Below are 15,242 nucleotides of genomic sequence, written 5' to 3'. Positions count from 1 at the left end.
TACATAATATATTATCAGGCGTGTTGATTATCCAATAAAATCCAAAGAGCATAGAAAAAAGAGCACCTTTCCTATAGAATGTAAGTAACCACACCAACAAACCCAGGAAAGAGGTGCTCTCTATGAACAAGCATACCACACTCCCGAATTTGATGCAAAAAATTGTGTCAGACGAAGACATGCAAACCATCACAGAAGCAGTCGGTTATCACGACTCATCTCGTAAATTTACCGTACGTACGTTAATCGACTTTTTCCTTCTCGCTGCTGTCCATGAGTGGAAGAGTTTTCGTCATGGTGCCGATGTTTCGACAACGGTGACAGTCGGAAAGAACCGCCTATCATGGGCGCCTTATCATGGGGAACGGTCAGGGATTAAACTGCATGTCGCTTATTCTCCTGAACACCAGTCACCAATGGATGCCATAGAAACAACCGGTCTACGCCACGATGGTCCTGTCGGGGAAGCGTTGACACATCCGAAGCAAATTCTTGTGGAAGATCGGGCGTATTTTAAAATCGAACGGATCGACCAATTTGCCGAAAATGGACAACTTTTTGTCATTCGCATGAAAGAAAATGTAGAGATTCATCGTCGTCACCGTTTACAGCGTCTTGTTTCTTCCGATTCCAATGTCATCACTGATTTTACTTGTCAGCTAGGAACGAAGCAATGCCGTTCGAAGAAACGTCATCGAGTGGTCATCTTTCGTGATGCCCATGGAAAGGAGATTCGCGTCGTAACTAATGTCTTTGACGTATCGGCAGAAAAGATTGCCGACATGTATCAAGAGCGTTGGACAGTCGAGGTCTTTTTTCGATGGATCAAGCAATACTTGAATGTACCTACCTTATTTGGGACAACAAAAAACGCCGTCTACAATCAGCTGTTTGCGGCGTTCATTGCCTATGTGTTATTGAGATGGCTATATGACCGAACAGAGAAACGAACGCAAACCACCCTCACGTTCATTTCTTTCGTTCGTCGGGTTTTATTTGGGCAACTTCCTCTCGATTGGAAATCAGAGATGGTAGCTGTCTTATTTGAGCATGCCCATTTTTACGGGAGAAGTATTCCTAATTTTGGATAATCAACAGCCGTGTTTTATCTTTATTCTATTTTTATTTAGTAAACGTGTTTTACTGGCTACAAACCGCTACATAAGTGCTTAGCACAAAAACAAAATGATTCTTACTCATATTTGGTGAACTGTAAAATTATTTAATGATTGTTCTGTTCTTAATTATTCGAAACTAAATTACCGGAAACATCATTATTTAGTTATTTACTTTATTGCACATATCTTTCGTTTTAAAATAATAGAAGCTTCTCCCAATAATGGGAGAAGCTTCTTCATGTGCGCCCGGCATGGGTGTAATCTATAGGGTGAAAGTCCCGAGCTGCGAAGGCAGAAGTAGCAGTTAGCTTAACGCAAGGGTGTCCGTGGCGACGCGGAATCTGAAGGAAGCGAGCGGCAAACTTTAAGGTCTCTCGGAACACGAACTTCATATGAGGCTAGGTATCACTGGGTGAGTTTGCAAGACAAAACAAAGCCCTTTCTGCCGAAGGTGATACAGAGTAAATGAAGCAGATGGATGGAAGGAAAGATTACACTCTTACCCGGGGAGGTCTGGCTGGCACGCCAAGTAACCTTGGTAACCTATCTAGTGATAGATAGCTGAACAGTCAGAAGTCAGCAGAGGTCATAGTATTAGTTGGTCTAGAACAACTAAGAAGGACCGAACAATTAAGAGAGAATAGCCCTTGGCATTCAGTGAGTCATGATGAACACAGAAAACGTAGTACCTCACTTGAGGAAGGAAGCGGTGAATCCCGTGGGAGACCTCTTGGAGGGTGGAGTGACCACTGGCATAAAGAGAACAGCTATTCACGGAAGTTATAAAGACTTGCGTCAATTATCTTAATTGAACCGCCGTATACCGAACGGTACGTACGGTGGTGTGAGAGGTCGGTGGTTAGTCACCCCCTCCTACTCGATTAGTATTATTAGTGATTATTTTTTCACGAAATATTTCTCCTCAACTATATTATTAGTATCTGGAAGTAGTTTAACTTTAATTGTTTCCCCTTCTTCCATGTCTGCATACTTTCTTTTTAATTTTTCCAAATCATCTATTTTTGTGTTATCATATGTCGCTTCCATCTTTTCAAGTGGAATAGTAGCACCGAATAGCTCAACCCTTGCTTCTTCACCTGAAGAAGTTACTTTTAGTATTAATCCTTTATTATTTTTTTGTTCATAAATATCAATAATGTTTTTTAGAGTTTCTTTTTCTGTAATGGTGCATGTAAGATTATTGAATCTTTTTTTGATAGTAGTATTTTCTTTTATGCTATCTAATACACGAATACCCTCCCTATCTTCCTTTGTTATCTTGTCAGGCAATGTAAATCGAACACCAAAAAATTGTTCTAATTCATAAAGATGTTGTAAAAAAGAAAATTTTTTACGCAAGTCATCATGATTACCTTTATTATCAATATGAAAATTTGAAGAAACTATAAAATCCTTATTAGACTTTAAATCTTTGAATGCCAAAGTTACTTGTTGACCCTCTGTATATATATAAAATTTTAAAAAATCTCGGTTAGCTTCAACATCATTGATATATTCATCTCTTACCTTAAAATTAATCTTAGCTTTATGCACACTCATTAATCCATTCTCATTCTTATTATTGATTAAGGGGAAAGTTATACTCACTAGAAGCTTTGAATTTTTTTGTCTACTGTTATCTAGCGTAAGAATATTGTTATTTCGATCAATTCCTCTGATACCCATTTCTAGATAATCAATAATAGAAAATTCTGGTTCATCTTTAATATAGAATTTTAATTTCATTGGTTCAGGTAATTGTTTAGGTTTAATTACCCATTTTCCTTCTTTGATAAATTCGCCTAGATTTGGAGTAGGAACTGGTTCATCACCTATCCAAGCATTCAATGTGACCATATCAATTTCAATTTCGTCTTGTTTGAAAAAAGCATCCTCAATAAGTTCATGAATATCCTTAAAGCCTTTCATTCGCTTTTTTGGAATTTTAAATTTTCCTCGATAGGTAAGAGGATATTTCTCTTTTGCTTCTTCAGTAAGGGGTTCGTGCTCAGCAACTATGCGTCCACCAATATTTTCAAATTTATATCTGTAGTGTGGGTAAAATGGATGCATTTTGCCTGCCTCTTCATGTAATTCTGCCAGTATCTGTACAGCACCATTATAGTCTCCTTTTTCAGCTAATCTCTTAAATTCGTCAAATTTGGAGTAATAATAAATAGTAATATGAGAGTTCTGGATGGCTATATTACGATTGCCCTTTTGATTTATGGTTTCTATCTTTTTGTTTATCATTGCGTTCACCTTTCTCGTAATTAATATTAATAGTTGAATTCATGTATGCGTTATTATTATTCCCTTCCTGATTAATCTTATTTAAGTTCTTATTTCTGTTTATGATTTTATATGTAGCAGTTCCTATTAATGCAGTAGCTACAATACCAGCTAAAACAGACCATATGAAAGTAGATAAATCCATATAAATGCTCCTATAATTTAATTTTTTAATTTTATTAGATTAATTTGATATTGACGAAAAATTACACTTTCATTTTCTATCATATGGTAATCTAACGAAAAAACTCAACTTGTGAATTTGTGGATTAAACACAATTTCTAGTGTTCTTAAATATCGATATTTTTATGTCAAGCATAAAATATGTATATAAAAATTACCATTCACTAGAAAATTGAACTTTTCACGTTATTTCAAGACAAACCCTTACATCATCTGTAAAATAAAATTAGACCATATTGACTACTCACAGGGGGTACACGATGGAACCGACAAAACAGAAACTGACACTGCAACAACTAGAGTCTCATTTATGGGAATCTGCCAATATACTACGGGGGTCAATCGATAGCTCCGATTATAAAAACTACATATTCGGTCTATTGTTTTTGAAACGACTAAATGACGTGTTCGTCGAAACAGCAGAGCGCATTGAACGCGAAGAAGGAGAAGACTACGGATGGTACGACCGCGACGAGCACCAATTTTTTGTGCCGGAACGTGCGCGCTGGTCGTATATCACCTCTCTTACTCAGGACATCGGTGCGGCAATCAATAAGGCATTCGAAGAACTGGAGGAGGAAAATCCATCCCTCGAAGGCGTCCTTGCGAGCATCGACTTTAACGATAAAGAAAAACTGCCGGATAAGCTGCTAATGCAGCTGCTTCAACACTTCAGCAAAATCGACTTGCGCAACGAAAACTTATCCGATCCGGACATTCTCGGACGTGCTTACGAATACCTCATTAAACAATTCGCCGACGACGCAGGGAAAAAAGGTGGCGAGTTCTATACGCCTTCCCAAGTTGTTCGTCTAATCGTCAAACTCATTAGACCAGAAGAAGGGATGCGTATATGCGATCCGACGGTAGGAAGCGCAGGGATGCTCATTCAATCGGTAGACTACATCAAAGAAAAGGGCGGCAACCCTCGCAACCTCACACTACATGGACAAGAAAAGAACTTAAACACATGGGCCATTGCAAAAATGAACTTACTTTTGCACGGCTTAAGCGATCATCATATTGAAAAAGGTGATACGATCCGCGAACCAAAATTGCTCGATGAAAACGGAGAATTGCTTTTATATGACCGAGTCATCGCTAATCCGCCATTTTCTTTGAAAAACTGGGGGCGCGAAGAAGCCGAAGCCGATCCGTACGGTCGTTTCCGATTCGGTTTGCCACCGAAAAACGCAGGTGATTTGGCGTTTGTTCAACATATGATTGCGACACTCAACCATCGAGGAATCGCTGGTGTCGTCATGCCGCACGGCGTTTTGTTCCGTGGAGGCGCTGAAGGGAAAATTCGCCAAGGTATCCTTGAAGAAGATTTGTTAGAGGCAGTAATCGGCCTACCAGCTAACTTGTTCTATGGAACGGGTATTCCAGCATGCATCCTTATTCTAAATCGCAACAAAGCGCCGGAACGAAAAGGGAATGTGCTGTTCATTGACGCATCGCGCGACTATCAGGAAGGAAAGAACCAAAATGTCCTTCGCGATCAGGACATTGATAAGATTGTATCTGCCTTTGAAAAATGGGAGGACCAGGACAAATATTGTCGCGTCGTTTCTCTCGAAGAAATCAAAGAAAATGACTACAACCTAAACATCGCTCGATATGTTGACACTACTGAAGAAGAAGAGCAAATCGACATCGCCGAAGCCTTTCGCCAACTCCGTGAGTTAGAAAAAGAGCGCGAGGAAATCGAAAAAGTGATGTACGGTTATTTAAAGGAGTTAGGGTATGATGAGTAAGGATATTCTTATTTATAAAAAGACAGGACTCTCGGATGTTCCAAGTGATTGGGAGATTAAGAAATTAGAAGATTTAACTTCTAAAATTATTGATGGAACACACCACACTCCAACCTATACCGAGAGCGGCGTTCCATTTTTACGAGTTACTGATATAAAAGAAGGTAAAATTGACTGGAATAACACAAAATACATCTCATTAGATGAGCATCAACAGTTGATTAAAAGGTGTAAGCCTGAAAAAGGAGATTTTCTGTTATCCAAAAATGGAACGATTGGTGTCGTGAAGCTGGTAGACTGGGATGAAGAGTTCAGCATCTTTGTAAGTCTTTGTTTAATTAAACCAAAAAAGGAACTAATTGATCCTAATTTTTTAAAACATTTCTTAGATTCCGATATTGTACATTTACAATATAAACTCCGTGCAAAAACTGGTACAGTTACTAACTTGCATTTAGAGGAAATACGGGAATTAGATATAGCTGTTCCTTCTATAAAAGAACAACGCAAAATCGCTGCCATCCTTTCCTCTGTCGATGAGGCGATTGAAAAAACAGAAGCCATCATCGAGCAAACAGAAAAAGTGAAAAAAGGACTGATGCAGCAACTCCTCACCAAAGGAATCGGGCATACGAAATTTAAAAAGACAGAGATTGGCGAGATTCCGGAAGAGTGGGAAGTGAAAAGATTGGATGAGATCGCAAAAGTATCGGGAGGAAAAAGACTTCCGAAAGGTAAATCTTTAACTTCAGTAAAGAATGATCATCCATATATTCGAGTTGCGGATATGCAAGAAGATGGGATTTCACTTGAGAATATTCAGTATGTACCAACTGATGTTGCAAAAAGCATTAGAAGATACACGGTAAATGCAGGTGATATATATATATCTGTTGCTGGAACATTAGGTTTAGTTGGAATTGTACCACCAGAGTTAGATGGCGCAAATCTTACAGAGAATGCTGACCGTATAAGCAATATAAAATGCAACAACATCTTTTTGAAGTATGTTCTACAAAGTGATTTGATACAAAGCATTATTGAAAGAGAAAAGACCATAAGTGCCCAACCAAAACTTGCATTAACAAGAATAAAGGGATTTTTAATTCCAATTCCATCAGTAGAAGAGCAAAAAAAGATTGCTGATATTCTCTTAGCAGTTGAAAAAAAACTAAAAAGTGAAAAACAAAAACATGTTCAACTTTTATTAATTAAAAAGGGACTTATGCAAGTTCTTTTAACAGGCAAAGTCCGGGTGAAGGTAGATGACGAGGTGGTGTCGTCGTGAGTTACGAATGGGCGAAAGAACGGCCAGTTGAACATCGATTAATCAAACAATTAGAAGGACTAGGATATACGTACATTCCAGGACATGAGCTCGATTCAGAGCGCATGTCCCACCGGGATGTCGTGCTCGAAGGCCGGCTACGCCAGGCGATTCAGCGCCTGAATCCATGGATTGACGACATCAACCTCCATAAGGTCGTGCGCATGGTGACGCATATCAACGCCGCGAGTGTTATGGAGGCTAACGAGAAGTTCTATGACATGGTCGTGAACTATGTGTCCATCCAGCAAGACCTTGGAAAAGGGAAGAAAAGTCAGACGGTCAAACTAATTGATTTTGAAAATCCCGGAAACAACGAATTTCTAGTAGTGAACCAATTCAAAGTCAGTGGACCGATGGACACGATCATTCCGGATGTCGTCTTGTTTGTTAATGGTCTTCCACTTGTCGTCATTGAATGTAAAAGCCCTACTAAGACACATCCAATCAATGAGGCGGTCCAGCAACTGCTTCGCTATCAGCAAGAGGCAGAACGTCTCTTTCACTACAACCATGTTGTCGTGGCAACGTGTAACGAACAAGCCAAATTCGGATCTATTGGCGCGAAACTGCGACACTTTGGGGAATGGAAAGACCCGTATCCGCTCAAAGCTAGTGATATTGGCGACAATCCGACGCGTCAAGACGTGTTAGTCGCGGGAATGTTCCCGAAAAAGAACCTGCTTGATATGATCCAAAACTTTGTCGTATACGAGGCAGAAGGCGGTCGCACCATTAAAAAAGTGTGTCGCTACCAGCAATTCCGCGCCGCGAACAAGGCAGTCGAACGGATTTTAACCGGAAAGACACCAAAGGAACGGGGCGGCGTTGTATGGGCGACACAAGGATCAGGGAAAAGTTTGACGATGCTCTACCTGTCCGTCAAGCTGCGGCGCCTCAAGGAACTGCGCAACCCGTCCATCGTCATCGTGACGGACCGCACCGATTTGGACGAGCAAATCACCAATACGTTCCGTCGCTGCGGTTTCCCGAATCCGCAACGTGCTGAAAGCGTCAAAGATTTGCGTGAATTATTACGAACCGCAACAGGCGCGACCATCATGACGACAATCCAAAAATTCCAAGATCACGCTGACGATGGAGATGATTTGCTTTTAAATGACGCCGACAATATCTTTGTCCTCGTCGATGAGTCGCACCGCACCAATTACGGTGGACTGGCGATGAATATGAGAGCATCTCTTCCAAATGCGGTATACATCGGATTTACAGGCACACCAATTGACAAAGAAGACCGTAGTACGGTCCAAACATTTGGTACGTACATTGACACATACACCATCCAACAGGCCGTTGAGGACGGGGCGACAGTCCCGATCTATTACGAAAGCCGCCTGCCGGAATTACGGGTTGAGGGCGAGTCACTTGACGCGATTTTTGATCGTGTCTTTCAAGACTATTCGAAAGAGGACAGGGAACGGATCAAGAAGAAATAGGCGACAGAGGAGGCCATTATCGGAGCGCCGCAGCGCATTCGCCGGATCTGTCTTGACATCATTGAACATTACGAAAAACATATCGCACCAAATGGTTTCAAAGCACAAATTGTCGCGATTAACCGCGAAACTGCCGTGCTGTACAAAGAAATTCTCGATGAACTAAACGGACCGGAATCGGTAGTTATCATATCTCCTAACAACAACGACGATGAAAGGCTCAAAAAATATCATTTAACCAAAGAACAGCAAAAACATTACATCGAACGCTTTAAAAAGCCGCTACATGAGGATAAGCTGGCGTTCATTATCGTGTGCGATATGTTGTTGACGGGGTTTGACGCGCCAATTGAGCAAGTAATGTACCTCGATAAGCCGCTAAAGGAACATAACTTGCTCCAGGCGATCGCAAGAACGAATCGGACCTACGACAAGAAGACATATGGCCTCATCGTCGACTATTACGGCGTGTCCGCGTTCCTTAAGCAAGCATTAGCCATTTTTAACCCGACGGACATCCAGGGAGCGATGACGTCGATCCAGTCAGAGATACCGCGACTGCAGTCGCGACATCGCGCCGCCATGCGTTTCTTTGATCATGTTGACCGCAACGACATTGAGGCGTGCATGAAAGTGTTAGAACCAGAAGACGTGAGACATGCATTTGACCAGGCATTTAAGCGATTTGCGGAAAGCATGGACATGATTATGCCAAATCCAGCAGCAAAGCCATATCATGAGGACCTTAAATTTTTAGGAAAAGTGCGTCAATACGCGCGCAACCGCTTCCGAGACGAGCAGATGGACATCTCTGACTGCGGCGAAAAAGTGAAGAGACTCATTTACGATCACATCTACGCAACCGATATAAAAGCGCTTCATCGCCCAGTCAGCATCCTAGAAAAAAATTTCGACGCCCATGTGAAAAGTTTAACGACGGACGAGGCGAAAGCGTCGGAAATGGAACACGCGATCCGCCATGAAATTCGAGTGAAAATCAACGAAAATCCGGTGTATTACACATCGCTGAAGGAACGACTCGAACAGCTCATTCAAGCGAGAAAAGAGAAGCGAATCAATGATGCCCAGCTCGCATTTGAGTTGGAAAAATTGATTGAGGAGATGCGCGGACAATCTAAAACCATTGAAGAAGAAGGCCTGACACCGCAATCCTATCCGATTTTTCAATTGTTGCAAAAGGAATGGACCGATCAAGAAGAAGAGAAAGAACGGTTAAAAGAAATCACCCAGATCATTGTGGAACATATCGAAGGCCTCGTCGTCATCGACTGGGTTAACAAAGAAGACGTCAAACGCGAAATGCGTAAAAAAATCAAGCGCCAGCTCCGGACAAGCAAATGCCCGTCCGATAAAATCGAGCCGCTTGCTCAGCAAATCGTTGAACTGGCGGAAATCCATTACAAAAAATAAGGCACCCTTCATGGGTGCTTTTTTCTATATCGTTAGCGTCGGGCCGTTCACACGCAGCCATTCTTTACGTTTCTCATAATCCGGCAAAATCGAACGTACCAGATTCCAGAAATTTTTCGAATGATCCGCGTAACGCAGATGGGCTAATTCATGCACAATCACATAATCAACAACGCGCATTGGGGCCAGAAAAAGACGCCAATTCAAATAAATCGCTCCCTGTGGTGTGCACGTTCCCCAGCGAAACTTCTGCTCTTTTACCGCAAGCTTCGCCGGCGTTACCCCTAGACGCTGTGCATAACGTTTCACCCGTTCTTCCGCTTTCACCTGCGCCCGCTGGATATACCAAGATTTTAATGCTTCACGAATCATAGGCACATGCTCTATATCATTGGCTGATGTTGGCGTTTCAATATAAAATTTCCCTTGATGAAATAACACTTTTACCTTATCGATATCTTGATTTTGTTTCACCTTAATTCGATAATACCGTCCTAAATACGGTAATTTCTCTCCACTAACAAATTCTAACGGAGCCGGTGGTCGCTTAATCTTATTCAAAGAGTTCCACTTATCTAAAATCCACGTTGCCTTCTTACGCAAAACTCGGTCTATTTCTTCCAGAACTAGATGATCGGGAGCTACCACTGTAACCCCCTCCATCCACTCTACAACAATAGAAATATCTTCTTTCCCTTTCACCTGCTGCAATGTGTACTCAATAGCTGTCTTCCCAAACTGAAAGGTAGGCATAAAACACGTCCCCCAAAATATCAAGTGATACCCCTATTATACAAGCCAGTTATCCACTTTTTCACTGGATTTATCCCCCAAAATCCCACTACATAAATACCGATGCGTCCATGTAATCATTTACCTTCGTACATACGCGTGTCTATGTGTTGAAGAAATTTCCAATTTGAAAATAACAGACCTGAATCTCGAGTTAAAACGAATTCGTATTGTAGACAAAATAATGAAAGTAGTACCTATCTCGGAAGATTTTATTAGCCGAACTAGAGGATTAGTTGAAGTTTCGAGTGGTAATGACAAAAAAAGAAACTTTATGTTGCAGCATCTCCATATGTCTTTTATAGTCAACGATCACTGAAATTCTTACTAAGGGGAATGCAGCGAATGATTGAAAGCTACATCCTACCGAATAAAAAGCTCACGCTCCATATGTTCCGGCATACATTTTGTAAGTGGATGTTAAATTTAATGTTGAAACCGCTTCCAAAAATAGTTATTATTAGTACTGTATATCCTAAAAATTAAAATAGTAGAGGAGGTTTTAATTTGAAAACATTGCAGAAACTATTCATTACAGCTGTGTTCTTATTTTCTGTTTTTGCCGTTTCCTTATCTATTCAGCCGGAACAACAAGTCCGTGCGGAAACGAGTGGAAATGATTATCCGATTGTCCTCGTTCACGGTTTAGGAGGGTGGGGAAAAGGTGAATTTTTAGGTTATCGGTACTGGGGAGGATTGAAAGATATTGAGTTTTATTTAAACCAAACCGGTCATAGAACGTATGTAGCAACAGTTGGTCCGGTTTCAAGTAACTGGGACCGTGCAGTAGAACTCTATTATTATATTAAAGGCGGTAAGGTTGATTATGGTGCTGCTCACGCAAAGGAACACGGTCATGCTCGATTTGGACGAACATATCCGGGAATATACGGCCAATGGGATGAAACGAATAAAATTCATCTGATTGGTCACAGTATGGGTGGACAAACATCTAGAATGTTAGTAGAATTGCTGAAAAGTGGTAGTCAAAAGGAACAAGAATATTACAGCCAACATCCTGAAGAAGGAATCTCTCCTTTATTTACAGGTGGAAAAAATTGGGTTCACAGTGTAACGAGCCTGGCAACTCCGCATAATGGTTCAACTTTTGCAGACCAAGAACAAATCGCTTCCTTTATTAAAGATTTCATTATTCATCTGGCAAGTGCAGCCGGGCAGAAACAAGAAAGTTTAATCTATGATTTTAAATTAGACCAATGGGGATTAAAACGTCAACCGGGTGAATCTTTTCGTGCATATATGAATCGTGTAATGAAAAGTCCGATTTGGCAAAGTAGTGATATTAGTGCCTATGACTTAACTACCTTTGGGGCTCAAGAATTGAATCAATGGGTGAAAACGTATCCGGATGTTTATTATTTGTCTTACACAGGAAACGCTTCTTATCGCGGGGTTGTTACCGGAAACTATTATCCAATAAGAACAATGTATCCATTGTATAAACAGATTAGTATGCAAATGGGCTCATATACCAGACAAAGCCCGGCACCTGTCATTGATCGCAGCTGGTTACCAAATGATGGACTTGTAAATGTTGTATCTGCAAAATATCCGTTTGGTCATCCAAATAGCCCATATGACGGTAAGATAAAACAAGGTGTTTGGAATTCATTCCCTGTAATGGAAGGCTGGGATCATCAGGATTTTATTAATGGATCCAATACACCCGGTTATTCTTCCATTTACGGATATTATAATGAAGTAGCAAATCGAGTACATTCGTTACCTAAATAATATACTGGAATTGGAAGCAGACACCCAAGAATGTTATTATTGGTCAACATTCTTGGGTGTCTATTAGTTAGTAAGGGAGATTAGTGATTTATTTTTAATCTATTGCTATGCTTGTTAAAAGTAAATCTACTTGATTTGAAAAATTCTCGAGCAATTATTAATTATTGCGTGATCGGAAGTGTATCGTTTGCTACAAACTATATAAGTTGAAACTTTGTTTTACATCCAGTAGAACGCCCGCTGCATTCTATCAAAATGACTTGTTATGAAGGAAAACAGAATCGAACAATCGGAAAATCTTTATTGCAACTTATATAGTTTTATTTATTCAACGTGAGAAAAAAAACCTAGAGAATAGTTACTATTTGATTTAACGTAAACCTTTTAAGTTAAAAAATAAATATTTATGAAAGCGGTAACCTAATAATTAAATATTCTACATGCAATGATTATTTGAATAAGCAGGTAATCCATTTTCGCATATTAAGACTAAGAAAAGCACGCGTCGTAATGGGCTGGACAGCAAAACGAATTCAAGCACTTTTGCACGAGTTGCAAAAAATCTCCCTTAAATAAAATCTACAATTTCTTTTCTTCGATCATTAGTTTCTTCTTTGTTCATACGATTTTTTCACATAGCAATATATTATTTAAAACTATGTTCTAAATAATCAATAAAACAAAATCGATAATCCTTTTAAGTATAGAAACTTATCGTTCTAGTACGCTTGATTTTTCTCGGAATTTTTCTAATGATTGATATTTATCGGGATGGGGTTGTGGGTCAGGTTTTAATTGCAAGAACGGATTCTTCCATAAAGCATAAAATTTCACATCCTCCCGAATCCATTCTTTGGCTTTCTTCGGTTCTTTCCAATCTTCTCGAATTTCTTGCAACGATTTCTTTGTGGCAAAAGTGTGCGTGAAAGTGCCTTTATCTCCTTCTAACTGTACGGATAGAATATGTAAATGATTCCTCTTTTCCAACAATTGAATCGCCTTCACTCTAAATTCTTCGTTTCTCACAAACTCGTATTGATGATTCCCGCGATCATCTCGCATAAACTGCATTTTCTCGGCCAGTGTGACTTCTTTGAAAAAACCCATGAATTTTGCATAATAAGGATTTTCTTTCTCCATTTCAAGAACATGAATCGGGCGATTCCTGATCGTTTCGTGAATATCAATTAATTGTATCTTCGTTTCTAAGGGCAAGCTGCCAACTTTTAATATCATTTGTTCCTTTCGGATAAGGGGAAAACGATGAGCTTTAATCACCCCTTTTAAAGCAATATCAGCTCGATCGCTAATAATATTGGCAGGTACTCTTAATTCGTTTTCCTTTAATCGATAATAGTGCTGCTCTGTTTTTACTCCTTTAGTGACAATGGCGTGGGCAGGAAGAGTGGCGTATCCGCCCCTGAAATTTCCGATCACAACAGCAAAACGGGTTTTCGTAGGGGCGGCGTGTGCTTCTTTATATTGAAGATTGGGATAGTCCCTCACTAACACAATATCTCCTGTACGAATGGACATCCAATCATTCTTATTCACGGATTCCCCACGCTTTCTTTACGGCGTCGGCTAATTTTTCTTCATCGTTTTCGTCCAACGCTTTTTCGATCTCTCTCACTGTTTCTTCTGGTACTCCTTCATCTACAGCTTCTTCTAAATACTCAACTAAGTAAAAAGCATACGAAGGATTCGGACGTCCCTCTTTCTCATGGATTTCCACCCTTGATTTTAAATAGTTCAAGGCCTCGTCAAGATACTTTTCTTCTTCCTCCGTAATTTCTAAGTCTTCGATCAGTTGCTCTCTTGTTTTATCAAAGGTCGTGTAACTCCATAAAAAATCATAATATTCGTCTGGGGTCATTTTGCAGAACGGTTTTGTCTTTTCCATATTCATCACCTCATTATTAACGTTGCAGCTGCATCTCTTTATCTTTTTCGTTTTTATTGTTTTTGTCTTGATCTTTAGATGACTCATGCATCTGAAGCAATTCTTTGATTCGTTCTTTCATCAACTCGTCAATTTCTTGGATAATACCCTGGGCGACATGCTGAATCTCTTTCATGGCCTGTTTCGCCAACTGAATGTCTTTAGCCCAGGTCGCAATATATCCAGCGCTGTATGGTTCTGTGTCCAATCCGTAATATTTGGAGACGATAAATGCAACAGCTTCAGCTTGTGCTTCTTTGTGTCCTCTAGGCAATTTTTGCATGTCACTGTCTTTATGATGCAATTGAGCGTGGGCGTATTCGTGAATGAGCGTTTTGAATTTCAATGAAGTATTTTCAACAGACGCATTAATACGAATAAGGTGCTTTGCTCGATCATAGTACCCCTTTGTATTCGGGTCGTCCAATACCTCTTCTTTCACCTCAATTCTGTTTTTATTCAAATGAGCCAGAAAATGCTTGTAAAGCGACTGAATGTGCTCGCTTTCTTTTAAATCTTCACGAATCAATTTTCGGATATCAAACAGCTCTTTTCCTTGGGTTTGGCTAATATCAAAGACGTTGACAAAGCGAAAACCTTTTAGAATTTCTTTCTTTTCCATCACTGTTCGCCCCTTTTCATCACGGACAGGCTCGTTCGTTTCAGGATCAATTTTGGGTTGCAACTTCTTCTCGAAGATCGGCGCAAAAATCTTAATGGCCTTTTCGCCTTTTTGAACGTGTCTGCCAAGCTCCTGCCACGCTTTGTATCCCATAACCAACGTGGCATTGGGTTTCTGTGATAAAATCATCATGACATTGTGAAGGCTGTACTTTGGAAACCTCGCAACCACCTCTAGGTATCGTTGAAACTCTCCATTCTTGAAAATGCGCTCAATGGCTCGATCAACTTCTTTTTGGATTTTGTTCAGCTTTTCTTTGTATTCATTCGATTGTTGGTAATAACTCATGATTCATCCCTCACTATGGCGTACAGTGGCTCATACAGTTTTTTCCCGTTCTCTTCATATTCCAGATACCCTACTATCTCATAATCAATGAGAAATTCTCCTGAAGGAATCTCAGAAATGGTCTTAAGACCCGGCGGCTTAGTGCGATAAATCGGCTTTTCGCTGCCCAGGATTTCATGGTACTCGTACATAATTGGTCATCCTTTCTTCAAATGGT

General features: G+C 40.2%; 13 protein-coding genes and 1 pseudogene. 7 read left to right on the top strand and 7 right to left on the bottom strand.

Annotated features, from left to right (window positions below):
* Positions 1-122: 122 nt before the first annotated feature.
* Positions 123-1,091: an IS4 family transposase gene (locus NSQ44_RS18420; RefSeq protein WP_340790011.1), complete on the top strand. Its 969-nt coding sequence runs from the start codon at positions 123-125 to the stop codon at positions 1,089-1,091.
* A gap of 924 nt (positions 1,092-2,015) precedes the next feature.
* Here NSQ44_RS18420 and NSQ44_RS18415 read toward each other — a convergent pair.
* Positions 2,016-3,371, bottom strand: coding sequence for a hypothetical protein (locus tag NSQ44_RS18415; RefSeq protein ID WP_340858331.1), 1,356 nt, complete (start codon positions 3,369-3,371; stop codon positions 2,016-2,018).
* A complete protein-coding gene (locus tag NSQ44_RS18410; RefSeq protein ID WP_340790004.1) occupies positions 3,325-3,555 on the bottom strand; it encodes a hypothetical protein in 231 nt (76 codons plus the stop codon). The genes NSQ44_RS18415 and NSQ44_RS18410 overlap by 47 nt, the downstream gene beginning before the upstream one ends.
* A 299-nt stretch (positions 3,556-3,854) precedes the next feature.
* On the opposite strand from NSQ44_RS18410, the gene NSQ44_RS18405 reads away from it, so the two are divergent.
* The 4 genes from NSQ44_RS18405 to NSQ44_RS18390 all read left to right on the top strand — a co-directional run bounded on the left by NSQ44_RS18405 (position 3,855) and on the right by NSQ44_RS18390 (position 9,566).
* Positions 3,855-5,351: a type I restriction-modification system subunit M gene (locus NSQ44_RS18405; protein ID WP_340858330.1), complete on the top strand. Its 1,497-nt coding sequence runs from the start codon at positions 3,855-3,857 to the stop codon at positions 5,349-5,351.
* Positions 5,344-6,639 carry a restriction endonuclease subunit S gene (locus NSQ44_RS18400; protein ID WP_340858329.1) on the top strand — a complete coding sequence of 432 codons (1,296 nt, stop codon included), beginning with the start codon at positions 5,344-5,346 and terminating at the stop codon, positions 6,637-6,639. The genes NSQ44_RS18405 and NSQ44_RS18400 overlap by 8 nt, the downstream gene beginning before the upstream one ends.
* On the top strand, positions 6,636-8,135 hold the full coding sequence (locus NSQ44_RS18395; RefSeq protein WP_340858328.1) for a type I restriction endonuclease subunit R: 1,500 nt from the start codon (positions 6,636-6,638) through the stop codon (positions 8,133-8,135). Before NSQ44_RS18400 ends, NSQ44_RS18395 begins: the two co-directional genes overlap by 4 nt.
* 135 nt (positions 8,136-8,270) lie before the next feature.
* A complete protein-coding gene (locus tag NSQ44_RS18390; protein ID WP_340858327.1) occupies positions 8,271-9,566 on the top strand; it encodes a type I restriction enzyme endonuclease domain-containing protein in 1,296 nt (431 codons plus the stop codon).
* Between the two features lie 24 nt (positions 9,567-9,590).
* On the opposite strand, the gene NSQ44_RS18385 is transcribed toward NSQ44_RS18390, so the two are convergent.
* Complete coding sequence (locus NSQ44_RS18385) at positions 9,591-10,319, bottom strand: M48 family metallopeptidase (protein WP_340858326.1); 729 nt, start codon at positions 10,317-10,319, stop codon at positions 9,591-9,593.
* 85 nt (positions 10,320-10,404) lie between these two features.
* Between NSQ44_RS18385 and NSQ44_RS18380 the strand changes: the two are divergent.
* Together NSQ44_RS18380 and NSQ44_RS18375 are read left to right on the top strand one after the other, a co-directional pair.
* Positions 10,405-10,844, top strand: a pseudogene (locus NSQ44_RS18380) (site-specific integrase); the annotation flags it as partial.
* 30 nt (positions 10,845-10,874) lie between these two features.
* Positions 10,875-12,113, top strand: a complete 1,239-nt coding sequence (locus tag NSQ44_RS18375) for an esterase/lipase family protein (protein WP_445659543.1) — start codon at positions 10,875-10,877, stop codon at positions 12,111-12,113.
* Positions 12,114-12,824: 711 nt separating this feature from the next.
* Here the strand turns inward: NSQ44_RS18375 and NSQ44_RS18370 are convergent.
* The 4 genes from NSQ44_RS18370 to NSQ44_RS18355 are packed head-to-tail and all read right to left on the bottom strand — an operon-like array spanning position 12,825 to position 15,216.
* A complete protein-coding gene (locus tag NSQ44_RS18370) occupies positions 12,825-13,667 on the bottom strand; it encodes a hypothetical protein (protein WP_340858324.1) in 843 nt (280 codons plus the stop codon).
* Entirely contained in the window at positions 13,660-14,016 is a 357-nt protein-coding gene (locus NSQ44_RS18365; RefSeq protein ID WP_033017425.1) for a hypothetical protein, read from the bottom strand. The genes NSQ44_RS18370 and NSQ44_RS18365 overlap by 8 nt, the downstream gene beginning before the upstream one ends.
* A gap of 16 nt (positions 14,017-14,032) precedes the next feature.
* Entirely contained in the window at positions 14,033-15,025 is a 993-nt protein-coding gene (locus tag NSQ44_RS18360) for an ArdC family protein (protein ID WP_340858323.1), read from the bottom strand.
* Positions 15,022-15,216, bottom strand: a complete 195-nt coding sequence (locus NSQ44_RS18355) for a hypothetical protein (RefSeq protein WP_041265042.1) — start codon at positions 15,214-15,216, stop codon at positions 15,022-15,024. The genes NSQ44_RS18360 and NSQ44_RS18355 overlap by 4 nt, the downstream gene beginning before the upstream one ends.
* Positions 15,217-15,242: the final 26 nt, after the last annotated feature.

It is taken from the genome of Aeribacillus sp. FSL M8-0254 (assembly GCF_038008845.1).
Taxonomy (GTDB): Bacteria; Bacillota; Bacilli; order Bacillales; family Aeribacillaceae; genus Aeribacillus; species Aeribacillus composti.
Note: the sequence above shows the minus strand (reverse complement) of the source record. Positions and strands in the feature narration are given on the sequence as shown.

Coding starts and splice junctions, on each gene's coding strand:
- NSQ44_RS18420 (WP_340790011.1), top strand. CDS start 123: ATGAACAAGCATACCACACTCCCGAATTTGATGCAAAAAATTGTGTCA.
- NSQ44_RS18415 (WP_340858331.1), bottom strand. CDS start 3,371: ATGATAAACAAAAAGATAGAAACCATAAATCAAAAGGGCAATCGTAAT.
- NSQ44_RS18410 (WP_340790004.1), bottom strand. CDS start 3,555: ATGGATTTATCTACTTTCATATGGTCTGTTTTAGCTGGTATTGTAGCT.
- NSQ44_RS18405 (WP_340858330.1), top strand. CDS start 3,855: ATGGAACCGACAAAACAGAAACTGACACTGCAACAACTAGAGTCTCAT.
- NSQ44_RS18400 (WP_340858329.1), top strand. CDS start 5,344: ATGAGTAAGGATATTCTTATTTATAAAAAGACAGGACTCTCGGATGTT.
- NSQ44_RS18385 (WP_340858326.1), bottom strand. CDS start 10,319: ATGCCTACCTTTCAGTTTGGGAAGACAGCTATTGAGTACACATTGCAG.
- NSQ44_RS18365 (WP_033017425.1), bottom strand. CDS start 14,016: ATGGAAAAGACAAAACCGTTCTGCAAAATGACCCCAGACGAATATTAT.
- NSQ44_RS18360 (WP_340858323.1), bottom strand. CDS start 15,025: ATGAGTTATTACCAACAATCGAATGAATACAAAGAAAAGCTGAACAAA.
- NSQ44_RS18355 (WP_041265042.1), bottom strand. CDS start 15,216: ATGTACGAGTACCATGAAATCCTGGGCAGCGAAAAGCCGATTTATCGC.